Here is a 23,196-nt window from a genome sequence, read left to right as displayed (position 1 = left end):
CTCGACCGTCCGCGGCCGCTGCGACTGCGACTGCGACTGCGACTGCGACTGCGTCAGTAACAGCGACAGCGACAGAAGGGAGCCCCATGAACACCGCCGACCCGTCGAGCCCCGCGCCGCTCTGGGAGGAGCTGGTCGGCGCGGCCCTGCTCGGCACGGACCGCCGTACGCCCGCGGGCACGGCGCCGGGCCGCACCGCGCCCGCCGCCCTGCTGGACGCGGCGGCCGCCGAGACCGTACGCCGACGCGCCGGCCTGCGACCGGGTCCGGCGGCGCCTCTGCCCGAACCCGCCGCCGAGGACCCGCGCCCGGCCCTGCCCGCCGCGGCGGCCCGCCGGCTGCACCTCCTGCTGGCCGGCCGGCCCGGCGCGGGCGGGGGCGGCCGCAGAGGGACGGCCCCCGACCTCATGGAGCTGCTGCCGCAGTGGCTGACAGCGGTGAACGCCCGGGGCTTCGCCGCGCCCGCCGAGTCGCTGCCCGCTCTGCTCGAAGCGGCACGCGGGCGTACGGACCTGCGCCTGGCGGCACTGGAGTTCGCGGGACCGCGTGCCCTGTGGCTGGCCCGACTGAACCCGGACTGGCGGTTCGCGCTGCGTGCGACACCCGGCGGGGGCGGCACCCTGCCGGGCCCCGCGGACACCCGGCGCGTCGAGGCGCTGTGGCGCGAGGGCCTGTTCGCCGAGCGGGTCGCCCTCCTGGCGTCGATCCGCTTCCGCGACGCCGACGCGGCCCGCGAGCTGCTCGCCGCCACCTGGCCGACGGAACGCGCCGAGGACCGGCTGATGTTCCTCGACTCGCTGCGCACGGGCCTGAACGCACGGGACGAGCCCTTCCTGGAGCAGGCGCTGGCGGACCGGAGCCGCAATGTGCGGGCCACCGCCGCGGAACTGCTCTCGGCGCTGCCGGACTCGGCGCTCGCCGCGCGGATGGCGGTGCGGGCGGGCGCCTGCGTGGCGGTCGACCACACCGGCGACACTCCGACGCTCCTCGTGGAGGCGCCTCACGAGTGCGACGCGGGGATGGAACGCGACGGCGTGTCGGCCAAGGCGCCGCCCGGCCGGGGGGAACGGTCCTGGTGGTTCGGCCAGCTGGTCGAGGCGGCCCCGCTCGCCATCTGGCCGGCGCGCCTGGGCGGCCGCGGGCCCGAGCGGATCGTGGCGTTGCCGGTGGCCGACGACTGGCTGGGCGAACTGCACGCGGCCTGGTGCCGGGCCGCCGTACGGCAGCGCGACGCGGACTGGTCGCGGGCGCTGCTCGGGCCGCCGTCCGCACCCGGTGCGGGCGGGCCGGGGGCGGTCTCCCTCGCCGAGCGGGCCAAGCTGCTGGGCACCCTGCCGGTGGCCGAACGGGCCGAGTGGGTCGCCGGTTTCATCGCCGCCCACGGTCTGTCGGAGGCGTTCCAGCTGCTCGGCGTCTGCGCCGTGCCGTGGGCCACGCCGCTCGGCCGTTCCGTCGTCGACGCGCTCAACATCGCTCGGGACGCGGGCAGTTACCCCTGGAGTTTCAGCGGGGTCATGGGCCTGGCCGAACGGTGCCTCGACCCCGCGGAGGCGAACCGGCTCGACGCCCTCCTGGCCGTCCCGGACGAACCGGAGGACGCCTCACCGGGAGCGGGCGGCTACTGGGCGGAGGCGTTCCAGCGGCTGGGCAGAACCCTGCGGCTGCGGGCGGTGATGACGGAGGAACTGGGGCCGCGGGAACCGGCGGCGGGCGAGCCCGAGGAGGGGCCCCCGTGAGCAGCGCAGCGGGTGTCGGCCGGGTCAGGTGTCCCCGAGGAAGCGCCGAACCCGCAGGGCAGGGCCGACCCGCAGGGCACCGCGAGCCCGCCACAGGCGCCGCACCGGCGAGACCGCCGGACGCTCGGCAACCGGACGGGCGGCGGCCGGAGACGCGGCCACCGGACGCTCGGCGCCCGCACCGCGTGCGATCAGGCGCAGTCGGGCGCGCGGTCGGGCGAGGTCGCGTGCGGTCAGGCTCCGGCGGGCTGCCGTACGTTCGCCCGGACCCAGTCCACGATCGAGGCGGTGGTCGCCCCCGGGGTGAAGATCTCGGCGACACCCTTCTCCTTGAGCGGCGCGATGTCCGCCTCCGGGATGATGCCCCCGCCGAAGACCAGGATGTCCGCCGCGTCCCGCTCCTTCAGGAGCTCGATCACGGCGGCGAAGAGCGTGTTGTGCGCCCCGGACAGGATCGACAGACCGATCGCGTCGGCGTCCTCCTGGATCGCCGTGCCGACGATCTGCTCGGGCGTCTGGTGCAGCCCGGTGTAGATGACTTCCATACCGGCGTCGCGCAGCGCCCGCGCGATCACCTTGGCCCCGCGATCGTGGCCGTCGAGTCCCGGCTTGGCCACCACCACGCGGATCGGACCGGCTGCCACACCCATCACTGCCTCCATGAAGCGACTACGTCCATCCTCTACGGCACGGACACCCCGTGCCACACCGCCCGGGGAAGTGAACGAACGTTATCGCCAACATCCCGCAACCGGCAGTTTCGCGGTGTCGACCGAGGGGGAAATCACACGAAGGGACATACACATCGCGCACGGCCCCCTCGCCGAGGGGAACAGGCGCACCGGGAGCCGCACGAGGTCGCCGTACCCTCGCGCCACAGCCGCTGGCGTGGCGGTACTGCGCATCGGAAGGCACGATGGGCACGTAGGACAGGTAAGGCACGACAGCGGGAGCCTCGTCGCCACACCGGCGGGGATCCTCGTCCGTCATCGGTGCAACGGGTGTCACACAAGCCGTACACGCCCCGCACACCGGCCTCGCCCGCCCCACTCCCGCCGTGCCCGATCGACCTCCTCCGACCGCGACTTCCACGAGGGCACACGGGGGACAGAGACGTCCTCAGCGTGCCGACAGGAGGTCGGCCATGAAGGTCACCCGGGCACTACAGCCCCTTCTTCCGCTGTGTCAGCGACTGCTGCCCGACATGCGGACCCTTCCGGGCATCCTGAACCTCTCCAGCCTCCCGAGCCTGCCGAACCTCCCCGGTCTTCCGGGTCTGCCCGGTCTTCCGGGACGGCTGGCCGGACTGTCCCTGGCCCTCCTCAAGGCGACCGCCCTGGACCTCGCGATCCTCGCGGGCCACATGCTGCTCTACCCCTCCGGCATCGTCCAGGAGCGCCGCGCAGCGGTCCGCCCGGCGCTGCCCGGCGCGGCCGGCGCCGAGGACCCGCCGCAGCTGCCGACCCAGGCGCCGCCCCCGGTCGTCCTGCTGCACGGGTTCATCGACAACCGTTCCGTGTTCGTCCTGCTGCGCCGCAGTCTGGCCCAGCACGGCAGGCACCGCATGGAGTCCCTCAACTACTCGCCGCTCACCTGTGACATCCGCACGGCGGCCGAACTGCTCGGGCGGCACATAGAGGAGATCTGCGAGCGCACCGGCAGTTCGCAGGTCGACGTCGTCGGACACAGCCTCGGCGGGCTGATCGCCCGCTACTACGTGCAGCGCCTGGGCGGGGACGGCCGCGTCCGGATCCTGGTCACCCTGGGCACTCCGCACGCCGGCACCCGGGTGGCGCCGCTGGCGAACGCGCACCCGATCGTGCGCCAGATGCGCCCCGGCTCCGAGGTGATCGAGGAGCTGTCCCGGCCGGCGCCCGGCTGCCGCACGCAGTTCGTCAGCTTCTGGAGCGACCTCGACCATCTGATGGACCCGCTGGAGTCGGCCTGCGTCGACCACCCCGACCTGCTGGCGCAGAACGTCCGGGTCACCGGTATCGGCCACCTCGCCCTGCCCGTGCACCCGGCCGTCGCCACCGGGATACGGCAGGCCCTCGACACGGAGCCTTCGGACGCGTCCTCGGGCACACGGACCGGCGCCCGCCGGGGTACCGCCCGCACCGGCCCCCGGACCGACGGCCTCACCGTCGCCTGACCGCATCACAGACGGAATCAACGGCGAAATCAGAGTCGGAATCCGAGTCGGGATCAGCGGCAGAAACAGCGGCAGAATCAGCAGCGAATTAGAACGCTATTCGAACGTAGGGCCAAACCCGCGTCCGCCGTTCCCCGAAACACGGCCGAATGCCCCTTTCCCCCGGGCACGAAACCTGGAGAAGATTGTCGTGCCCGCGTACTGCCGGGTACAGTCGCCGCACTGCTCTGGCAGCCCCTGTTGTCGGCGAAAGAGAAGTTGGTGAACGACCGTCACCCGTCGGGGATCATGACCACCCCGACCCCGGCTTCCGACGCCGATCCGGCGCACTACGCGTCGTACAGCACCCAGGAAGCCCCGTACGACGGCTTCACCGCGTACCACGGCTACGAGACCGGCGCGTACGACGCCACCCCTCACGCCACCGGGCACTTCATGCCGGCCGACCCGCACCACGGCGGGTTCCCGGGCGACGGCACGAACGTCGCCACCGGTTACGGCACCGCCCAGTGGGGCGCCGACGACCACGGCTTCCCCGACACGGGCGCTCACCAGACCCTGAACTACGACGGCTACGCGGCCCAGCACCACGCCGCCGCGTACGACACCGGCGCCTACGACACCACCGCCTGGTCCGCCGACCACCAGCAGCTGTCCGCCGTCCCGCAGCAGGGGTCGGCACCGGACACGAGCGGCCAGTGGGACGCGAGCGCGTGGCTCCAGCCCGACCAGGGCGCGACCCCCGCCGACCCCACCCAGCAGTGGGAATGGGGCACGCAGACCTTCGACACCGGCGCCTACGACGCGACGCAGTGGAACTCCGACGGCGGCGAGGCCACCGGGACGGGCGTCGACGAGTACGAGCAGCAGGCCGAGGTCCCGTTCGACCAGCTGGCCACCGCCACCTTCGAACAGGTCCACCACGACGAAACCGACACGGCCGAGGGCGAGTTGCCCGACGAAGCCCCGCTGCCCCTCCTCGACGGCCAGGAGGAGACCTCCGCCCCGGCCTTCGTCCCGGGCGGACGGGCGGCCGCCCGTGGCGCGAACCGCTCCCGGCGCCGGACGCCCGCGAAACGCTCCGCACTGCTGACCGTCGCCGTGCCCTCGGCCTGTGTCATGGGGGTCGCGGGCATCGCGGCGGCCTCCGTCGGCACGCTGCCCGGCGGTGACGACAAGGACACCGCGGCCTCCGCCTCGGACGCGCAGCCCGTGAAGCCGGTCGCCGCCAACAACAAGCTGGACGCCCAGCTCGAAACCCTCAGCGCCGGCGCCGACGACTTCGCCGACCGGGCCAGCCGCACGCAGGAACGCATCGACCTCAAGGCGCAGCAGGAGGCCGAGCAGAAGAAGGCGGCGGCCGAGGCGGCCCGCAAGGAACGGCAGCGCCCCAAGTACGCCCTTCCGGTCGCGCAGCACGGACTCAGCGCCTACTTCGGCCAGGCCGGCATCAACTGGATGTCCCAGCACACCGGTATCGACTTCCCGGTCTCCTACGGGACGACCGTGATGGCGGCGACCGACGGCACCGTACGGACGCAGTGGAACAGCGCCTACGGAAACATGCTGATCATCACGGCCAAGGACGGCACGGAGACCTGGTACTGCCACCTCTCCAGCTACCGGGTGTCCTCCGGTACGACGGTGAAGGCCGGCGAACCGGTCGCGTACTCCGGGAACTCCGGCAACTCCACCGGCCCGCACCTGCACTTCGAGGTGCGGCCCGCGGGAGGCTCCGCGATCGACCCGCTGCCGTGGCTGCGCAGCCACGGACTCAACCCGACGTAGCAGTCCTTCACGCACACCGGATCCGGGCCCCCGTCGTCGCGGCGGGGGCCTGCCCGCGTGTCAGAGCTTCTCGACCGGCGCGTACCGCAGCAGCAGCCGCTTGGGCTTGACGTCGCCGAAGTCGACCGTGGCCTCCGCGTTGGCGCCGGTGCCCTTCACCCCGACGACCGTGCCGAGTCCGAACTGGTCGTGGGTGACGCGGTCGCCGACGGCCAGCGTGACCACCGGCTTCTCGGCGCCGCGGCGGGTCGCGAAGCCCGAGGCGCCCGAGGCCGAGGAACGCGAGCGGGACGAGGACAGCGAGGCTGCCACGCCGGAGACGGGTCCGGCGGACACGGGGGCGGCCGCTCCTGTCCGCTTCCAGTCCACGTGCGCCGCCGGGATCTCCTCCAGGAACCGGGAGGGCGGGTTGTAGGAGGGCTGCCCCCACGCGCTGCGCAGCGCGGACCGTGTCAGATAGAGCCGCTCACGCGCGCGCGTGATGCCGACGTAGGCCAGCCGGCGCTCCTCCTCGAGCTCCTTGGTCTGGCCGAGGGCGCGCATGTGCGGGAAGACGCCGTCCTCCATGCCCGTGAGGAAGACGACCGGGAACTCGAGGCCCTTGGCGGTGTGCAGGGTCATCAGGGTGATGACTCCCGAGCCGTCCTCCTCGTCGGGGATCTGGTCGGAGTCGGCCACCAGGGCGACCCGCTCCAGGAACGCCGAGAGGCCGGCCGGCGCCGCGGCCTCGCCCTCCGCCTCGCCGGTCTCCTGCTCGAACTCCAGGGCCACGGCGGCGAGTTCCTGGAGGTTCTCGATGCGGGTCTCGTCCTGCGGGTCGGTGGAGGCCTGCAACTCGGCGAGGTAGCCGGTGCGTTCGAGCACCGCTTCCAGGACCGTCGCCGGAGGGGCGCCCGACTCGACGATCGTGCGGAGCTCCTCCATCAGCGCGTTGAACCGCTTCACGGCGTTCGTCGACCGCGAGGCCATGCCGTACGCCTCGTCGACACGCTTGAGGGCCTGCGGGAAGCTGATCTTCTCGCGCTGGGAGAGGGCGTCGATCATGGCTTCGGCACGGTCGCCGATGCCCCGCTTGGGCACGTTGAGGATCCGGCGCAGCGGCACCGAGTCCTCGGGGTTGGCCAGCACGCGCAGGTAGGCCAGGACGTCCCGGACCTCCTTGCGCTCGTAGAAGCGGACCCCGCCGACGACCTTGTAGGGCAGCCCGACCCGGATGAAGATCTCCTCGAAGACCCGGGACTGGGCGTTGGTGCGGTAGAAGACGGCGACGTCGCCCGCCTTCGCGTCGCCCGCGTCCGTCAGCCGGTCTATCTCCTCGGCGACGAACTGCGCCTCGTCGTGCTCGGTGTCGGCGACGTAGCCGGTGATGCGCGCGCCCGCGCCCGCGTTGGTCCACAGGTTCTTGGGCCGGCGGGACTCGTTGCGCTCGATGACCGCGTTGGCGGCGGACAGGATCGTCTGCGTGGAGCGGTAGTTCTGCTCCAGCAGGATCGTCGTCGCGTCCGGGTAGTCCTCCTCGAACTGGAGGATGTTGCGGATCGTCGCGCCGCGGAAGGCGTAGATCGACTGGTCGGCGTCACCGACCACGCAGAGTTCGGCGGGCGGCAGGTCGTACTCGCCCGGGGGGACGTCGACGGGGTGCTCGGAGGTCCCCACCAGCTCGCGCACCAGGGCGTACTGGGCGTGGTTGGTGTCCTGGTACTCGTCGACCAGGACGTGCCGGAACCGGCGGCGGTAGTGCTCGGCGACGTCGGGGAAGGCGCGCAGCAGGTTGACCGTCGTCATGATCAGGTCGTCGAAGTCCAGGGCGTTCGCCTCGCGCAGCCGCGACTGGTACATGGCGTAGGCCTGGGCGAGGGTCTTCTCGAAGCCGTCGGCGGCTTGGGCGGCGAAGTCCTCCTCGTCGATCAGCTCGTTCTTCAGGTTGCTGATCTTGGCGCTGAAGGACTTCGGCGGGTAGCGCTTGGGGTCGAGGTCCAGGTCCCGGCAGACCAGGGCCATCAGGCGCTTGGAGTCGGCCGCGTCGTAGATCGAGAACGACGACGTGAAGCCGAGCTTCTTGCTCTCCCGGCGCAGGATGCGCACGCACGCGCTGTGGAAGGTCATCACCCACATCGCGTGGGCACGCGGGCCGACGAGCTGCTCGACGCGCTCCTTCATCTCGCCCGCGGCCTTGTTGGTGAAGGTGATCGCGAGGATCTGCCCGGGATGCACGTGCCGCTCGGCCAGCAGGTGGGCGATGCGGTGGGTGAGCACGCGGGTCTTGCCGGAGCCGGCGCCCGCGACGATGAGCAGCGGGGTGCCCGCGTGGGCCACGGCGGCGCGCTGGTTGTCGTTCAGCCCCTCGAGCAGCGCCGCGGCGTCCAGCACGGGGCGGGGGGCGCCGCCGCGGTAGTGGGTGTCCCGGTCCGGGGGCACGTCGAACTTCCCGCCGAACAGGTCGTCCGGGACCGACTCCGGTCCGTGGTCGTCCTCGGGCGGCGGCGGGGGCTCCTCCTCATGGGCACGGGGGCCCTGGAGGTCCGCCAGGAAGCTGTCGTCAAAGAGGCTGCTCATCGCTCTCCGAGTCTAGGGGGCACCACCGACAACCGGCCGCCGTCCCGGAACATCTCCCCCTCACCCTCCGGGAGACGCCTGTCACCAAGCGCGACGGGAGGGGCTCCGGCGCCCAAACCTCACCTCAGGTCACGAAAACGTATCGGGCATATCGCCCAGCAACCTTCACACGGGCCACACGAGTTGGCTACCGTGCCGAAAGGGCCGTACGACCCCCGACCGGCGAACCCCGCCGGACCGTGCGGCCTCCGCCCGGTCCGCCGCGTCCGCTCACGCCGGCCGGATCCGGGAACCCGCCGAACCAGGACGGACCGGCCCCGACCCCCTCCGCGGGGCGGGCCGCGGGACGACTTCCCAAAAGTGGTGGCCGGCACCCTCCCCGAGTGCCCGGGCCGCCCGGAGGGACCCCGCCGCCGACCCGGTGGGCGGAGCGTTGGAAGGAGTCGCCTCCCTTGGCGTCGCAGCACCGCAAGCCACGTTCCCCGGGCACGCGCGTGGCGGGCATCCGCACCCCCGGCCTCGCCACCGCCGCCTTCACGTCCGTGGCCCTGCTCTCCCAGACGGCGAACGCCGCTCCGTCGGACGACGGCACGCCGAGTCTGGAGGAGGTCGAGAAGAAGGTCGACGACCTCTACCGCCGGGCGGAGTCGGCGACCGAGAAGTCCAGCACCGCCAGGGAGAGGGCCCCCAGGCAGCGCAGGCAGGCCGACGGCGTCCCGGACGACGTGGCGCAGCGCGCCCGCGGGCGCGAGGAGACGCGCGAGAGGCCCGGCTCCGCCGCCGCGGCCCGGTACCGCACCGGCGCCTCCGCGCCCGAGAAGGCGGCCTCCCTGCTCGCGACCGCCCCCCGGGGCTACTTCGACCAGGACCAGCTGATGAGCCGGCTGAGCGAGCGCCGCAGGAACGCGGCCGACGGCCAGGTCACCGAGCGGTCCTCGGCGGCCGGGCGCCGCCAGGAGGCCGGCGGGAGCGCGGCGGCGCCCACCGACGCGCCGAACGACCTGAGGACCGCCAAGGCCGCCGTGCAGAAGAAGCTCGGGGACGCGCGCGAACTGCTGTCCTCGCTGACCGCCCGGGAGAACGCGCGCCTCGCGGCGGTCGAGCGGCAGCGCCGGGAGGAAGCGGCGGCGGAACTCGCCCGGCAGCAGGCCGCGGCGCACCCCGCGGAACATCTGGAGACCGGCGCCGGACCGGCCGGCGCCCCCTCGCCGACGGGCCCGGACGCCTGGCCGTCCACCACGACAGCCACCGGGACGTTCGACTGGCCCGCCACGGCGACGACGACGGCAGCGGCGGACCCGGGCGGTCGGCCGACGGCGGCGACCGCCACGGCGACGGGGCCGGACGGCCGGCCGACCGCAGCGGCGACCGGCGAGCGGGACGGCCGGCCGACCACGGCGCAGGCCACGGCGACGGGCGACTGGCCGGGCACAGCGGCAGCCACGGAGCCGGCCGTCCGGTCGGACAACACCGCGACGGCGACACACCCACAACCGAACGGCTGGTCCGACACCGCGACGGGGGCAACCCCGGGGCCGGACGGTTGGTCGGCAGCGACGGCCACGGAGCGGGGCACCTGGTCGGCCACCGCGACCGCCACGCCGCAGGACGGCTGGTCCGACACCACGGGGGCAGCCCCGGGGCCGGACGGCTGGTCGGCAGCGACGGCCACGGAGCGGGGCACCTGGTCGGCCACCGCGACCGCCACGCCGCAGGACGGCTGGTCCGACACCACGGGGGCAGCCCCGGGGCCGGACGGCTGGTCGGCCACAGCGACGGCCACGGCGACGGGCGACCGGCCGGGCATCGCGGCCGCTGCGGTGACGGACACCTGGTCGGGAACGACGGCAGCCGCCGCGGAGGCGGACGCCTGGTCGGCCGCGACCGGCGGCACCCCGTCGGCGGACCACGCGTACGTCACCAAGGCCGAGAAGGCCCTCGCCTTCGCCCGCGCGCAGATCGGCAAGCCCTGCGTCTGGGGCGCGGCGGGCCCCGGTTCCTACGACTGCTCGGGCCTCGCCCAGGCCGCCTGGAGGGCTGCCGGCGTCATCCTCCCGCGCACCGCGCACGACCAGGCGACGGCGGGCACCACGGTCCCCCTCGCCGACGCCCGCCCCGGCGACCTGCTCTTCTTCCACGACGACGAAGGTCACGTCGGGGTCCACAGCGGCAACGGCATGATGATCCACGCCCCGGGACCGGGCTCGTACGTGCGCGAGGAGCCGGTGCACCACGACGGCGCGTCGGCCGTCCGCAGCGTGCTGCGCCCTGCCTGACCACCCGGGCGCAGCGGTCAGCGGTCATCCGTCAGCGGTCATCGCTCAGCGGTCACCCCGGGACGGATTTCCGCGACCACGCGCGCGTGCCCCGCTCCCCGCGGCGGGCCGTGCTCCTTAGCATCGGCCGCATGCCAGGCTCCCCCGCTTCCCCGCCCCCGGCACGTTCCTACGGCTCCGCGCTGCTCGTGTGGTGGTCGCGGCGGCCGCCGGCGGCGGGGGCCGCCGTCATGGCGACCGGCATCCTGTCGATCGGTCTGCACCTGACGGGACACGGGACGCTGGCCCGCGTCGCCCTGGTGATGACGGCCGTCGCCTGGCTGGCGCTGGCGGCGGACTTCGCCGTCCGGCTGACGCGCAGGCGCGAGCAGTGGCTGACGGAGGCGCGCTCGCCGGAGGCGCCGGCCGCCGTGGCGGCGACGACCGTCCTCGGCACCGGTCTGGCCACGCTCGGCCGGCCCACCCCCGCCGAAGCCCTGCTGGCGCTGGGGGCGGTGCTGTGGCCCGTGCTGCTGGTGACCGCCGGACGGCGGCTGCACCGGGGCATGCCGGGAACGGTGTTCCTGTGCTGTGTGGCCACCCAGGGGCTCGCCGTGCTGGGCGCGGTCCTCGCCCGCGCGGAGTCGGCCGCCTGGCTCGCGCACACGGCGCTCGTGCTGTTCTGGCTGGGGCTCGTGCTGTACGGCGTCGCCCTGGCCCTCTTCGATCCGCGGCAGGTGGCCGAGGGCGCCGGGGACCAGTGGGTGGCGGGCGGCGCGGCGGCGATCTCCGCGCTGGCGGGGGCCCGGCTCCTCGCGGCCGACGACGGGACCGTGTACCTGTGGAACGCGGACGACACCGGCGTGCTGCGCACGGTGACCGTCGCGATGCTGGTGCTCGCGCTGGCCGGGTACGCCGTGCTGCTCGTCGCCGAGGTGCGGTGGCCGAGAGCGCGCTACGACACGCGCCGCTGGGCGACGGTGTTCCCGATGGGGATGACGGCGGTGGCGGCCCTGTCCGTCGCCTCCGCGGTCGACGTGCCGTCGCTGAAGGGCCCGGGGCAGGTGCTGCTGTGGGTCGCGGTGGCGGCGTGGCCGGTCGTCGCCGCGGGCGCGCTGCTCACGGCCCTGGCGTCCGTCGGGGCGTCCGTCAGGTCCAGAGCACCGCGATGAAGATGTTGGCCACGGTGAGCAGCCCCACGAGGGCGAACAGCGGCTTCTCCACCGTCTCGTCGTCCCGCTTCACGTAGACCAGGCCGAGAATCACGATCAGGAGCGCCAGCTTCACCCCGATCTTGATGTTGTCGACGGGCTGGTCGTCCGCCTGGTTGAGACCGACCAGGATCACCCCGGTCACCAGCATCGTCGCCGCGCCGTGGAGCATGGCCGGGACGAAGCGGGCGGTGCCCCGGCCCATCGCCTTGAGCTGGGTGAGGAAGCCGCCCAGGAGCGCGGCGATGCCGATGATGTGCAGACCGACGAAGAGATGGATGAGTACGTCCATGAGCCGGATGCTAATCAGCGGCCCGGCAGCCCTCCGACACCGGCCCTCCCCCGGCCCTCCACCGAGCCCGTCACCGCGCCCGTCACCGCGCCCGTCACCCGGCCCTCCCCTCCTGGCGGCCGGGCCCGCATATATGCGCCTCATAGCACCCGGGCGCTCCGCCGATTCCCGGAACCGGCGGTTCGGTCAGCGCGCCGCGTCAACCCGACGGACCGCATCGGGATTTCCGCACACATGCGATCACGCCCCGGCCCTCTCGTGTCACTTCCGTACTTCGCGTTACCCAACCGTCACAGCCGGGCCTAGCGTCCTCCCCCAGGTGACCGGCTCCCCACCGCCGCCCGGGCCAGGGGCGGCAGTCGGCCACCACCGCCGAGAAGTCCGGCGGCGTCCCGCTTCCCCAGTGCGGGCCGCCGCCGGACACGCCGGCCACCGCCAGGCGCCGTCCGTCCGCTCCCGCCGACGGTCGCCCGGCGGGCGGCACGGACGGACGCGGCGGACGTACGAAAGGACGTGCAGTCCCACGTGGCAGCGCACCGCAAGCCCCGACAGCGCTCGCTCGGCGGCCGGTCGGCCCGCACGGCGTTCACCCTCGCTCTCGCGGGCGCCGCGACGGCGACGGCCTTCGACGGAACCGGACAGGCCGAGCCCAACCTGACCCCGGCGCAGGTCAAGGCGAAGGTGGCCAAGCTCTACCAGGAAGCGGAGCAGGCCACCGAGAAGTACAACGGCGCCAGGGAGAAGGCGACGGCCGCCGAGGGACGACTGCGGACCTTGCAGGACGAGGCCGCCCGCAAGGAGGAGAAGCTCGGCACGGCCCGGGAGGCGCTGGGTTCGATGGCCGCGGCGCAGTACCGCGAGGGCGGCCTCGACCCCGCCGTGCAGCTGGCCCTCTCCGACGACCCCGACCGGTACCTCGACGGCGCCGCCTTCGCCGAACGCGCCGGGGACCGCCAGTCCGCCGCCGTCTCCCGGGTGCGCGGACAGCTGCGGGAGATCGAGCGGCTGCGCGGCGCCGCACGCGTCGAACTGACCTCGCTGAAGGCCCGCCAGGCCGAGCTGAGGACGTACAAGAGGACGGTCACCAGCAAACTGGAGGCCGCGCGCCGCCTGCTCTCCCGGCTGACCGCACCGGAGCGCTCGGCGATCGGCGAGGCGGCCGGCGGTACGGACGCCCGTACCTCCCGTGCCTCACGCGCCTCGACGGACGGCCGCGACGGTCTCCCGGCGCCGGGCTCCGCCACCGCCGAGGCCCCCGACTCGCGCGCGGCCCAGGCCGTCGCCTACGCCTACTCCAAGCTCGGCAGCCCCTATGTGTGGGGCGCGACCGGCCCCGACGCCTTCGACTGCTCGGGCCTCATCCTGGCCTCCTACCGCTCCGCGGGCGTCTCCCTGCCCCGCACCACCTACGCCCAGATCGGTGCGGGACAGCGCGTCTCCCGCTCCGAACTCCTCCCGGGCGACCTGGTGTTCTTCTACTCCGGCATCTCCCACGTCGGCCTCTACATCGGCGACGGCCGGATGATCCACGCGCCGAACCCCTCGGCCCCGGTGCGCGTGGCACCGATCGACGAGATGCCCTTCGCGGGCGCCACCCGCGTGGTGTGAGGCCGACCGCCCCCTCACACCAGGCGTCGGGCCGTCGCCCAGCGGGTCAGCTCGTGGCGGTTGGAGAGCTGGAGCTTGCGCAGCACCGCCGAGACATGCGACTCGACCGTCTTCACGGAGATGAAGAGCTGCTTGGCGATCTCCTTGTAGGCGTAACCGCGCGCGATGAGCCGCAGGACCTCACGCTCGCGCTGGGTGAGCCGGTCGAGGTCCTCGTCGACCGGCGGGGCGTCGGTCGAGGCGAAGGCGTCCAGGACGAACCCGGCGAGCCGCGGCGAGAACACGGCGTCGCCCTCCTGCACCCGGAAGACGGAGTTCACCAGGTCGGTGCCGGTGATCGTCTTGGTGACATAGCCGCGGGCACCGCCGCGGATCACCCCGATCACGTCCTCCGCCGCGTCCGACACGGACAGCGCGAGGAAACGCACCGGCTGCTCGGCGTCGGCCATCAACGGGGCGCAGCGACGCAGCACTTCGACGCCACCGCCGCCCGGGAGATGGACGTCGAGGAGCACGACCTCGGGCCGGGTCGCGGTGATCACGGTGACCGCCTGGTCGACGTCCGCCGCCTCCCCGACCACCTCGACCCCGGTCTCCTCGGTCCGGCCGATCTCGGCCTGCACTCCCGTACGGAACATGCGGTGGTCGTCGACCAGGACCACGCGCACATGACGCCCGCCCGTGCCGTCGCCGGAGGACTGCGCCGCCCCGGCCCCCTCCGCCGGTCCCGCCGTGCCGTTCGTGTCGGTCGGGTCGCTCATGACGTCTTCTCCGCCCTCTCCATCTCCAGCTCGACCTCCGTGCCGCCGTCCGGGACGGCACGCAGCCGCGCCGTGCCGCCGTGGCGCTCCATACGGCCGATGATCGATTCTCTGACGCCCATGCGGTCGGCGGGTATCGAGTCCAGGTCGAAGCCCGGTCCGCGGTCCCGGACGGACACGAAGACCGTCCTGCCCTCGACTTCGGCGTAGACCTGCACGGCGCCGCCGTCGCCACCGTACTTGGCCGCGTTCACCATCGCCTCACGCGCGGCCTGCATCTGCGCGCCGACCCGTTCGTCGAGGGGGCAGTCACCGACGACCACGACCTCCAGGGGGACACCGTGCTTGTCCTCCACCTCGGCGGCGTTGCGCCGCACCGCCTCGGCGACCGTGGCCGGCTCGTCGGCCTCCTCCTTGCCGGTGCCCTCGGGTCTGTAGAGCCAGGTGCGCAGGTCCCGCTCCTGGGCGCGGGCGAGGCGGCGCACCTCCCCCGCGTTCTCCGCGTTGCGCTGGATCAGGGTCAGGGTGTGCAGCACTGAGTCGTGGACGTGGGCGGCGACCTCCGCGCGCTCCTGGGCCCTGATGCGCATCAGGCGCTCCTCGGAGAGGTCCTGGGTCATGCGGACCAGGTAGGGCCCGGCGAGGAGGGTGATGCCGACGAGGACGGCGAGGGCGGCCTGGAGCACGGAGCCGAGGTGCGCGGCGGAGCCCTGGAGGACGAAGATGCCGGAGACACCGGCCGTGACCAGCAGGACACCGGCGCCCGCCCGCAGCAGCGTGAGCGTACGGCGTCTTCGGCCGACCTCGACCCAGCGCGCCCGCCGCGCGTTGTCCGCCTGGCGCCAGACGAGGGCGACACCCGCGCCGACGAGGACGGCGGGCAGCAGATACGCCTTGGCGCCGCTGCCCAGATTCACATTGCCCACGAAGACCATGGCCACGACGACCATCAGGAGCAGCGCGACGATCTGCCCCTTGTCCGGTTTGCGGGCGACGAGCCGGCGACGGCCGTCGGGCGCGGTCTCGGTGCCGACGAGCGCGGGCGGCTTCTGGCCGCCGACACCGCCGACCCCCAGCGGCACGAAGAACCAGAAGGCGGCGTAGAGCAGGGCGCCGAGGCCGTCCGCCATGAACAGGCCCGCGAAGACGAGCCGCACCCACACCACGGGCAGCCCGAGATGCCCGGCGAGCCCCCGCGCCACGCCACCCAGCCAGCGTCCGTCACTGCTGCGGTAGAGCTTGCGCGGCGGCCGCGGTTCGGCGAGGGGCATGGCTGCGGCTTCCGGCATGCCAACGATGGTCACACGGGCGCCGGTCCGGGGCATCAGGGTTCGCCCCCGAGACGCCCCTGATCTCCACGGCCGGCCTCGTCCGAACGCCTCCCTGCCCCGGGGTCGGGGCCGATATCAGGGTCCGACCAGGGTTGTTCCGACTGCCGCGGGGGCGCCTCTCCCGCCACTATGGACTCATGACAGATCACCAGCACGCCTCGGACGCCGTGCCCGACGGGGGCACGGCGTCCGGCGCGACCGCACCGACCTTCGGCGCCGGGGGCGCCGCGGGCGCGGAGCCTCGCGCGCACGAGCGGGCGGGCGCGCACGAAGAACAGGGAGGGCGCACGGCACGGGCCCCGTCCGGGAGCGGGCCGGAGCCGCGGGACAGGACGACCGTCGAAGCGGCCACCGAGGCGGCGACGGCGGCGGCCGCCGCGGCCCGCACCGGCTCGAGCGCCGAGGACGGTCCCCCGGCCGACGGCGGTGCGGGAGCCGGCGCAGCTGCCGGAGCCGGCGCCGGTGCCGGCGCCGGTGGTGCGGCGGGCGGCGGGGGGTCCGGCGGGAGCCGGGGCCCCGGAGGTGCCGGGCCGCGCTCCGGGGACGGTCACGGTCCCGGGGACCCCCGGGCACCGCAGGAGACGGATGCGGTCGGGCCTCCGCCCAGGTTCCGGCGCGACCGGCAGCACAAGACGCTGGCCGGCGTGTGCGCGGGCCTGGGGCGGCAGTACGACATGGACCCGGTGATCTTCCGGATCACCCTCGCCGTGCTCTCCGCGACCGGCGGCATCGGCCTCATCTTCTACGGGTTCGCCTGGCTCTTCGTCCCCTACGCCGACGACGAGCAGAACGAGGTGCGCAAACTGCTGACCGGCCGGGTCGACGGCCAGGCCCTGGCGGCCGTGCTGTTCGCCCTGGTCGGCTGCGGGGTGTTCCTCTCGATGCTGAACAACGGCAGCGTGCTGACGTTCGCCGTCGTCGTCTCCTTCCTCCTCGCCGGTGCCGCCTACTGGTCCCGGCACCGGGACGCCTCGGACCCCGACCCGCTGGCCGCCCAGGCCGTGGCGGACGCTCCGCCGGAGGCCCAGGCACCGCCCGTACCTTCCGCCTACCCCTCCTGGTGGCGCGACCCCATCGTCAAGGACGGCACGCACGACGGCGGCACGGGCTACCTGTGGGGCCCGTGGGACGCCCGGGACAGGGGCTTCTTCTCGGCCATCGAGGTCGACCTCGTCGGCCACCCGCACCGGCCCGAGGACATACGCACCCCGCGCCCGCGGTACACCGGACCGCGCGGCCCGCGCTGGATCGGCGGCTGGCTCTTCCTGCTCGCCCTGCTCGCGGGTGCTCTCGTCACCCGGCTCACCTGGGACGACCACCCGCTCGGCACCAGTCTCCAGGCCGGTCTGGCGGCCGCGCTGATCGTGCTCGGCACCGGCATCGCGGTCAGCTCGTTCCTGGGGCGGACCGGCGCCGGGTCGGTGTTCCTGGCGATCGTCACGGCGGGTCTGCTGGCCGGAACTGCGGTGCTGCCCAAGGACATCGGCACACGCTGGACCGACACGGTGTGGCAGCCGGCCACCGTCACGGCGGTGCGGGCGGCGTACGACCTGGGCACCGGGGACGGCACGCTGGACCTGTCCCGGATCGACGTCGCGAAGGGACGGACCGTGCGCACCAACGCCGAGGTGGGGGCGGGCCGGCTGCGGGTGATCGTGCCGCCGGACGTGACCGTGAAGGTGAGGATCGACGTGGGGCTGGGAGACATCCAGCTGCCGGGCGACGACAAGAAGGACGTGGACGTGCAGCCGGGCAAGCACAAGGAGGTGACCCTGTCGCCGGTCTCGGGAGGCAAGGACGCGGGGATCATCGACCTCGACCTCCAGGTCGGCGTCGGACAGGCGGAGGTGGCCCGTGCTGCGTCATGAGTTCCGGCCCGGCAGGCTCGTCGCCGGCGCCTTCTTCGTCCTCGCGGGAGTGATCTACGCGGGCGACGCGGGCGGCTTGTGGGAGACGCCGTGGTTCGTCGTGATCCCGGTCGTCATGGCGGGGCTCTGCCTGGCGGGCACCGCGGGTCTGGTGGCCAGGGGCGTACGCAGACGACGAAGCCCGGCCCCCCGGACCGCCACCCCGTACCCGACCGGCCCGGACACAACCCCCTGACCCGGGGACTCCGGCCCCGGGCTCCCAGGAGGCCCGGTGCAGAGCCCCAACCCGCACCCGCCCCCGTACAGGGCTTCCAGCGCTACCCGCGCAGGGACTCCCGGCGTGGGCCCCGGCCGGGCTCTCCCCGAACCGGATTCGGCCGGGCGTCGAACCGGACCCGGCAGGCGTCGGCCGTCCTACCGGGCCAGGGCACCTGCCCGTTGGCGTCGCCTGGAGCGCCACACGGCGTCGAGAGAGAGGACCGGCGCGCCGGCGAGGACGAGCGGCAGCCAGGCCATGAGGTAGGCGAGGTCGTTCCCGTAGTAGTACGGGTCGGAGCCCCAGCTGACCGTCAGCCACAGGCTCAGTGAGATCAGCGCGCCGCCGAGTGCGGCGAGCCGGGTGAGGAGACCGATCAAGGTGCCGATCCCGACGGCGAGTTCGCCGAAGGCCATGGCGTAGCCGAAGCCGACCGGGCTCTTCAGAGCCATGTCGACCAGGGCCGGGATGGCCGAGGAGTCCCGGACGGCGCGCATGGTGTCGCCGATCGAGCCCGCGCCGCTGTCCTTCAGGAAAGCGCCGTCGGTGAGTTTGTCCAGGCCGGCGTAGATGAAGGTGACACCGAGGAAGATCCGCAGAGGGAGGAGGGCGTACCGGGTGGCGGTGTCCCGCCAGTCGCGGCCGCCGCCGTCGAGGTAAGGGGGGTAGGTGTCCGTCCGCATACTGTGAGTCATCGCCCGTAGCCGCCTCTCGCCCGCAGTGGTGGGACCCCTCACCAGACCATACGGACGAAATGGGGGGTGCGCTCAACTGTTTCCACGACCGCGGGGAACCACCGGTTCACTTCACCGGAGCGATTCACTTCAGTCGGTGACGTCGATCGCGTAGCGGTTGGTCTCGGCCCCGGCCGCGGTGACGACCTGCACGTCCACCCGGCCCGGCTCCACGTCCGCCGGGACGGGGACGGTGAGGACGGCGTCGGTGGGGTTGCTGAATCCGCCGGTGACGGGCACGAGGGGGACGTGGACATGGACGGGCCCGATGCGCACGACCATGCGGGAGAGCCGGTCGGCGGTCTGGGCGCCGGGCGGGACGAAGCCGGCGCCGCGGATCTCGATGTCGTCACCGGTACGGATCGGCGCGTCGAGGTCGCCGGCCTCCCGGGCGCGGACGACGGAGAGGATGACGGGGCGGCCGCCCTCCGCGTACTTGCCGGCCAGGTAGGTCGCGGCCGAGACCAGCACCACGACCGCCAGGCCCCAGGGCAGGTCGGGCAGCTGGTCGGGGCGGCGGGCCAGGCGGACGGCGGCGAAGACCAGGGCGACGGCGCCGATCACGACGTACTGGATGTCGGCGAAGGTGCCGCGGCCGGCGTCGTCGGTGAGCAGGTCGGCCGCCCGGGGGCGGGAGGCGCGGACCTTCTGGAGCCGCTGCGCGAGGACGCGCACGCCGACCACCCGGCGCACCAGCACGGCGATCCCGCAGACCACGGCGAGGACGGTCACCACGCCGGCGCCGCGGGAGAGGTCGAGTCCGGAGAGCAGCGCGTCGCGTTCGGCGTGGCCGGAGGCGGCGGCGAGCCGGCCCACCAGGACCAGCACCGCGTAGGCCACGAGCAGCACCCAGGCGGCGGCGACCGCGCGGGAGGTGGACAGCCGGTTGTCCTCGCCGATCACCGGGGCCAGCGCTCCGCCGCGCGCCCGGTGGAACCAGGAGGCGGTGGTCAGCGCGCCGGCGACGACGAGTGCGGCGAGGAGTCCGGCGGTCCGGGCGTCGCTCCAGCCCGCGCCGACGGCGGTCAGGGCCTGGACGACCAGCAGGGCGACGACGGCCGCCCACACGGTGGCCGCCGTGCGCAGCCAGAGGCGGGTGAGCCAGGCCTCGCCCTCGGCGCGGCCGCGTTCGGCGACGAGTTCCGCGGACTGGGTGAGCTCCTCGGAGACCCACTGGCGGGAGGCCGAGACGGAGTGGGCGACGGCGGCCGGCAGACCGTGCCCGGCGGCGAAGCCGTCCCGTTGCAGCAGGAACTCGGCCTCCGCCCGCCGGTGTCCCGCGCGGGCCCCGTGCGGGCAGTCCCCGCAGGTGCAGCCGCCGTCGTGCGCACCCGCTCCCCGGGGCGCCTCCGTGCCCTGTCTCGCCTCCTGCACCGCCATGTCCGACGCCCCGCCTTCCCCACGACCCGATCGGATGGCGGCACTCGGGGGCCCCGGTGTGGACCCCGGCCGCCGCCTGTGAACAACTCCCCCGCGATGACAGCGAATTGTGCCCTACGTGACACCCTCGGTGTCCGGCAGGTCTGGTCAGCGCGGGTGAAGCGGTCGGGGCCGTGTTGACCCGGCTGCGAGAATTCGCGTATGGCCGAGATCATCCAGCGGGACGGAACCTGGGCCTTCGACGGCACGACGGTCAGGATCACACCGGGGCTGCACCGCTCGGTGCCGCTGTTCCGCCGGACGTACGGTGAGATCAGCGTGCCCCTGGAGGCGGTCGCCGGGGTCGCCTTCGAACCCGAACGCAGGCGCGGACGGCTGCGGATGAGGCTGCGCGAGGGGGCCGACCCGCTGTTGCAGGCGACCGGCGGCCGGCTGCCCGATCCGGCCGACCCCTACCGGCTCGCCGTGGACGTGGACCGCTGTGGTGTCGCCGAGTACCTCGCCGAGGAGATCCGGCACGCGCTGCTGCTCGACGAGGTTCCGGGCGAGCCGACCGAGACCTATCTCCTGCCGGGGCCGCCGGTGCCGGTCTCGGTGCGTTCCTCCGACGGCACGGTCTCCTTCGACGGCGCCCAGGTGCGGGTCGACTGGGCGGACACCTCGGCCCGGGTGAAGCGGGCGACGGGCCCGCGGGTGGTCGACGTGGGTGATGTCGTACGGGTCGAGTGGCTGCCCAACTCGGGGTACGAGGACGGCTTCCTGCGGTTCGTGACCCGCGAGACGGTGCGGTCCGGGCTGCCCGCCGAGAAGGATCCGTACGCGCTGGATCTGTGGGGGAACGTGAGTCGCGATCTGCTGACGGCGCTGGTGGCGACCGCGGTCACGGCCCGGCTCCCGCACCCCTTCGCCGGTGCGGGAGGGAAGCGGGAGGCAGGGCGCGAGCGGGGGCACGTGGACGGGGCCCCGGTCCGCGGGCGCGGGTCGACGGCGACCGCCGCGGCCCCTGCCCCGAACCCGGCCGGTCATCACGACGTGCTGCTGCGCCGGCTGCGTGAGCTCGGGCAGCTGCACCGGGACGGGGTGCTCACCGACGAGGAGTTCGCCCGGACCAAGGCGGTCGTCCTGCGCGGCTTCTAGACGAGCGGGGCGGGGGCCGACGGGGGGGGCGGGAGCCGACCCGGGGGGGGGCGACCGGGTGGGGGGTCAGCTCAGGAGATCCGGTTCGCTGCGGCTGATGTCCTGCCAGAGGGGCTGGTAGTTGATCCAGGCCACGAGGTCGCCGCCGAGCTGTTCCCGGGTCGCCACCGCGGCCCGGTGGTCGATCAGGACGGGCCGGCCCGCCGCCTTGGCGGTCAGCTGCACCTGGCTGGAGCGTTCCATCGACAGGAACCACCAGGCGGCCGCGTCGACCGAGTCGCCGACCGTGAGCAGCCCGTGGTTGCGCAGCACGAGGGCCTTGTGGGAGCCGAGCGCGTCGGCGATACGCCGTCCCTCCTCCGCGTCCACGGCGACGCCGGTGTAGGCGTCGTAGAGGGCGTGGTCCTCGTAGAACGCGCAGCTCTCCTGGGTGATGGGGTCGAGGAGTTCACCGAGGGCGGCGAGGGCGCGGCCGTGGACCGAGTGGCAGTGGGCGACGGCGACGACGTCGGGGCGGGCGGCGTGCACCTGGGCGTGCACGGTGAACGCGGCCTGGTTGACGTGGTAGCGGCCCTCGACGACCTGCCCTTCGGCGTTGGCCAGCACCAGGTCACCCACGGTCACGTGCTTGAAGGGCATGCCGAACGGGTTGACCCAGAAGCAGTCGTCGAACTCGGGGTCGCGGGCGGTGATGTGGCCCGAGACGCCGTCCTCGAAGCCGAGCCGGCCGAAGATCCGCACCGCTCCGGCCAGCCGTTCCTTGCGATGGCGGCGTTCGTCCTCGGCCGACTCGTGCATCGGTGGCATGGCGAACCGGAGTCGGTCGGTGGGCAGTGGGGCAGGCGGTGTGGGCCCGTGCATCGGTCCTCCAGCACTGGGTTGCTTGACGAGGCGGAAGTTACCGTCGGTCAGCCCAAAAGGGCAGAGCCGTTATGTAAAGATGACGATTTCCGTCACCTCCGGAGCACACGTTGAGTATCGCCGACCGTCACATCACCGCCCTCCTGCGTCAGGCGGCGACCGGTGACACCATCGAACTCGTCCACCCCTTCGCGGAAGCGGAGACGTTCGGCGCGCTGGTGTACATCGCGGAGTGCTACGGCTTCCGGTACGAGAGCGTGCGCCTCGTCGGCAAGCACCGGGTTCTGCACGTCCGGCTGGTGCGCGATCCCGCTCCGTGGGCGCGGCAGAGGGCGGCGGCGAACTCGGCGGCCTTCCCCGACCCGGGGCCGGGCCGCCCGGTACCCGGCATGTACCTGGGGTCGCTCACCCCGGTCCCCGAGGCGCAGCCGGACGTGGACGTGATCACGGCGCTGATCCGCCACGACGCCCTGGGCGAGGCCGCCGACCGCAGGAAGCTGCTGACCGTCGGCTGGGGCGCGGCGGCGCTGTTCGGGCTGATGGCGCCGCTGACCGGGCAGTACGCGGTGCTGCTCCCGCTCGCCGTGCTGATGCCGCTGATGATGCTGGGCGCCCTGCGGGTGAACGCCGCCCGGCGCACGAAGCTGGCCCGGCGGCTCACCGCGGCGGGCTGCACGCCGGTACGGGACACGGCGGGACGGGAACGCTTCGTACGACCGGTGCCGCAGGGTTTCTGACGGGGATACCGGACAGCGGATGTCGGGTATCGGGGTCACACTCGCCGTATGACAGCGAACTGGGCGGCCGTCGCCGCGACCGGACCCGCACTCGCGCGGACCGCCGAGGAGCGCTTCGGGGCCTTCACGCATCATGTCCTCGCGACCCTCCGCAAGGACGGCTCCCCGCGCACCTCGGGCATCGAGGTCCGATTCCTCGCGGGGGAGCTGTGGCTCGGCATGATGCCGGCCTCGCTCAAGGCCCTCGACCTGCGCCGGGACCCCCGCTTCTGCCTCCAGGCCAATCCGGGCGAGGGCACCGGGATGGGCGGGGGCGACGTACGGATCGCGGGCCGGGCGGTCGAGGTGACGGACGGCGAGGCACGGGCGGCGTACGTGAAAGAGGTGGAACCGCCGCAGCCGTTCCACCTCTTCCGCACCGAACTGACGGAGGTCGTACGGACCTTCGTCGAGGACGACACCTATCTGGTCGTCCAGGTCTGGAAGCCCGGAGAGCCGGTGCGCACCCTCCGGCGGACCTGAGCCACGGCGGG

At 73.7% G+C, this 23,196-nt stretch carries 18 protein-coding genes and 1 pseudogene; 11 read left to right on the top strand and 8 right to left on the bottom strand.

Annotated features, from left to right (window positions below; translation table 11 throughout):
* The first annotated feature begins 86 nt into the window (after nt 1-86).
* Nucleotides 87-1,736, top strand: a complete 1,650-nt coding sequence (locus Saso_RS22485; RefSeq protein ID WP_189925119.1) for a DUF5691 domain-containing protein — start codon at nt 87-89, stop codon at nt 1,734-1,736.
* A 233-nt stretch (nt 1,737-1,969) separates the two neighbouring features.
* Here the strand turns inward: Saso_RS22485 and Saso_RS22480 are convergent, their stop codons facing one another.
* Nucleotides 1,970-2,386 (bottom strand): cobalamin B12-binding domain-containing protein, encoded by a 417-nt coding sequence (locus Saso_RS22480; RefSeq protein WP_020132112.1) that lies wholly within the window; start codon nt 2,384-2,386, stop codon nt 1,970-1,972.
* Nucleotides 2,387-2,880: 494 nt separating this feature from the next.
* Here Saso_RS22480 and Saso_RS22475 point away from each other — a divergent pair, with 494 nt between their 5' ends.
* Both Saso_RS22475 and Saso_RS22470 read left to right on the top strand, forming a co-directional pair.
* A complete protein-coding gene (locus Saso_RS22475; protein WP_229901417.1) occupies nt 2,881-3,888 on the top strand; it encodes an esterase/lipase family protein in 1,008 nt (335 codons plus the stop codon).
* Between the two features lie 261 nt (nt 3,889-4,149).
* On the top strand, nt 4,150-5,676 hold the full coding sequence (locus Saso_RS22470) for a M23 family metallopeptidase (protein ID WP_229901418.1): 1,527 nt from the start codon (nt 4,150-4,152) through the stop codon (nt 5,674-5,676).
* A 60-nt stretch (nt 5,677-5,736) separates the two neighbouring features.
* Here Saso_RS22470 and pcrA read toward each other — a convergent pair whose 3' ends face one another.
* Entirely contained in the window at nt 5,737-8,232 is a 2,496-nt protein-coding gene (gene pcrA, locus Saso_RS22465) for a DNA helicase PcrA (protein WP_189925121.1), read from the bottom strand.
* A 1,850-nt stretch (nt 8,233-10,082) separates the two neighbouring features.
* Here pcrA and Saso_RS38370 point away from each other — a divergent pair.
* Both Saso_RS38370 and Saso_RS22455 read left to right on the top strand, forming a co-directional pair.
* Nucleotides 10,083-10,508: pseudogene (locus Saso_RS38370) on the top strand (C40 family peptidase); the annotation flags it as partial.
* 131 nt (nt 10,509-10,639) lie between these two features.
* On the top strand, nt 10,640-11,659 hold the full coding sequence (locus tag Saso_RS22455) for a tellurite resistance/C4-dicarboxylate transporter family protein (protein WP_189925123.1): 1,020 nt from the start codon (nt 10,640-10,642) through the stop codon (nt 11,657-11,659).
* Here the strand turns inward: Saso_RS22455 and Saso_RS22450 are convergent.
* Complete coding sequence (locus Saso_RS22450; RefSeq protein ID WP_189925125.1) at nt 11,637-11,990, bottom strand: hypothetical protein; 354 nt, start codon at nt 11,988-11,990, stop codon at nt 11,637-11,639. The two genes, Saso_RS22455 and Saso_RS22450, sit on opposite strands and share 23 nt — an antisense overlap.
* 525 nt (nt 11,991-12,515) lie before the next feature.
* On the opposite strand from Saso_RS22450, the gene Saso_RS22445 reads away from it, so the two are divergent.
* A complete protein-coding gene (locus Saso_RS22445; protein ID WP_189925126.1) occupies nt 12,516-13,598 on the top strand; it encodes a C40 family peptidase in 1,083 nt (360 codons plus the stop codon).
* Nucleotides 13,599-13,612: 14 nt separating this feature from the next.
* On the opposite strand, the gene Saso_RS22440 is transcribed toward Saso_RS22445, so the two are convergent.
* Nucleotides 13,613-14,359 carry a LuxR C-terminal-related transcriptional regulator gene (locus Saso_RS22440; protein ID WP_189925127.1) on the bottom strand — a complete coding sequence of 249 codons (747 nt, stop codon included), beginning with the start codon at nt 14,357-14,359 and terminating at the stop codon, nt 13,613-13,615.
* Nucleotides 14,356-15,648: an ATP-binding protein gene (locus tag Saso_RS22435; protein ID WP_189925128.1), complete on the bottom strand. Its 1,293-nt coding sequence runs from the start codon at nt 15,646-15,648 to the stop codon at nt 14,356-14,358. The genes Saso_RS22440 and Saso_RS22435 overlap by 4 nt, the downstream gene beginning before the upstream one ends.
* Before the next feature lie 677 nt (nt 15,649-16,325).
* On the opposite strand from Saso_RS22435, the gene Saso_RS22430 reads away from it, so the two are divergent.
* Complete coding sequence (locus tag Saso_RS22430; protein WP_229901434.1) at nt 16,326-17,558, top strand: PspC domain-containing protein; 1,233 nt, start codon at nt 16,326-16,328, stop codon at nt 17,556-17,558.
* On the top strand, nt 17,545-17,793 hold the full coding sequence (locus tag Saso_RS22425; RefSeq protein WP_189925129.1) for a hypothetical protein: 249 nt from the start codon (nt 17,545-17,547) through the stop codon (nt 17,791-17,793). Before Saso_RS22430 ends, Saso_RS22425 begins: the two co-directional genes overlap by 14 nt.
* 179 nt (nt 17,794-17,972) lie before the next feature.
* Here the strand turns inward: Saso_RS22425 and Saso_RS22420 are convergent, their stop codons facing one another.
* Together Saso_RS22420 and Saso_RS22415 are read right to left on the bottom strand one after the other, a co-directional pair.
* On the bottom strand, nt 17,973-18,509 hold the full coding sequence (locus Saso_RS22420) for a DoxX family protein (protein WP_189925130.1): 537 nt from the start codon (nt 18,507-18,509) through the stop codon (nt 17,973-17,975).
* A 129-nt stretch (nt 18,510-18,638) separates the two neighbouring features.
* Nucleotides 18,639-19,928 carry a hypothetical protein gene (locus Saso_RS22415; RefSeq protein WP_189925131.1) on the bottom strand — a complete coding sequence of 430 codons (1,290 nt, stop codon included), beginning with the start codon at nt 19,926-19,928 and terminating at the stop codon, nt 18,639-18,641.
* 201 nt (nt 19,929-20,129) lie between these two features.
* On the opposite strand from Saso_RS22415, the gene Saso_RS22410 reads away from it, so the two are divergent.
* Nucleotides 20,130-21,065: a DUF4429 domain-containing protein gene (locus tag Saso_RS22410; RefSeq protein WP_189925133.1), complete on the top strand. Its 936-nt coding sequence runs from the start codon at nt 20,130-20,132 to the stop codon at nt 21,063-21,065.
* Between the two features lie 66 nt (nt 21,066-21,131).
* Here the strand turns inward: Saso_RS22410 and Saso_RS22405 are convergent, their stop codons facing one another.
* The gene (locus tag Saso_RS22405) at nt 21,132-21,926 is read right to left on the bottom strand and encodes a class II aldolase/adducin family protein (RefSeq protein WP_189925135.1); all 795 of its coding nucleotides are present in this window, start codon (nt 21,924-21,926) and stop codon (nt 21,132-21,134) included.
* Between the two features lie 110 nt (nt 21,927-22,036).
* Here Saso_RS22405 and Saso_RS22400 point away from each other — a divergent pair, with 110 nt between their 5' ends.
* Complete coding sequence (locus Saso_RS22400; protein WP_189925137.1) at nt 22,037-22,663, top strand: hypothetical protein; 627 nt, start codon at nt 22,037-22,039, stop codon at nt 22,661-22,663.
* 48 nt (nt 22,664-22,711) lie between these two features.
* A complete protein-coding gene (locus Saso_RS22395) occupies nt 22,712-23,185 on the top strand; it encodes a pyridoxamine 5'-phosphate oxidase family protein (protein WP_189925139.1) in 474 nt (157 codons plus the stop codon).
* Nucleotides 23,186-23,196 lie beyond the last annotated feature (11 nt).

The sequence above is a fragment of the Streptomyces asoensis genome, from assembly GCF_016860545.1.
In the GTDB taxonomy this organism is placed as follows: domain Bacteria; phylum Actinomycetota; class Actinomycetes; order Streptomycetales; family Streptomycetaceae; genus Streptomyces; species Streptomyces asoensis.
This window is presented reverse-complemented; position numbering and strand designations above follow the sequence as displayed.

What these genes read in the sequence shown, in the direction of transcription:
- Saso_RS22485 (WP_189925119.1), top strand. Translation starts at nt 87, where the DNA reads ATGAACACCGCCGACCCGTCGAGCCCCGCGCCGCTCTGGGAGGAGCTG.
- Saso_RS22480 (WP_020132112.1), bottom strand. Translation starts at nt 2,386, where the DNA reads ATGGGTGTGGCAGCCGGTCCGATCCGCGTGGTGGTGGCCAAGCCGGGA.
- Saso_RS22475 (WP_229901417.1), top strand. Translation starts at nt 2,881, where the DNA reads ATGAAGGTCACCCGGGCACTACAGCCCCTTCTTCCGCTGTGTCAGCGA.
- pcrA (WP_189925121.1), bottom strand. Translation starts at nt 8,232, where the DNA reads ATGAGCAGCCTCTTTGACGACAGCTTCCTGGCGGACCTCCAGGGCCCC.
- Saso_RS22455 (WP_189925123.1), top strand. Translation starts at nt 10,640, where the DNA reads ATGCCAGGCTCCCCCGCTTCCCCGCCCCCGGCACGTTCCTACGGCTCC.
- Saso_RS22450 (WP_189925125.1), bottom strand. Translation starts at nt 11,990, where the DNA reads ATGGACGTACTCATCCATCTCTTCGTCGGTCTGCACATCATCGGCATC.
- Saso_RS22440 (WP_189925127.1), bottom strand. Translation starts at nt 14,359, where the DNA reads ATGAGCGACCCGACCGACACGAACGGCACGGCGGGACCGGCGGAGGGG.
- Saso_RS22435 (WP_189925128.1), bottom strand. Translation starts at nt 15,648, where the DNA reads ATGCCGGAAGCCGCAGCCATGCCCCTCGCCGAACCGCGGCCGCCGCGC.
- Saso_RS22420 (WP_189925130.1), bottom strand. Translation starts at nt 18,509, where the DNA reads ATGACTCACAGTATGCGGACGGACACCTACCCCCCTTACCTCGACGGC.
- Saso_RS22415 (WP_189925131.1), bottom strand. Translation starts at nt 19,928, where the DNA reads ATGGCGGTGCAGGAGGCGAGACAGGGCACGGAGGCGCCCCGGGGAGCG.
- Saso_RS22410 (WP_189925133.1), top strand. Translation starts at nt 20,130, where the DNA reads ATGGCCGAGATCATCCAGCGGGACGGAACCTGGGCCTTCGACGGCACG.
- Saso_RS22405 (WP_189925135.1), bottom strand. Translation starts at nt 21,926, where the DNA reads ATGCACGGGCCCACACCGCCTGCCCCACTGCCCACCGACCGACTCCGG.
- Saso_RS22395 (WP_189925139.1), top strand. Translation starts at nt 22,712, where the DNA reads ATGACAGCGAACTGGGCGGCCGTCGCCGCGACCGGACCCGCACTCGCG.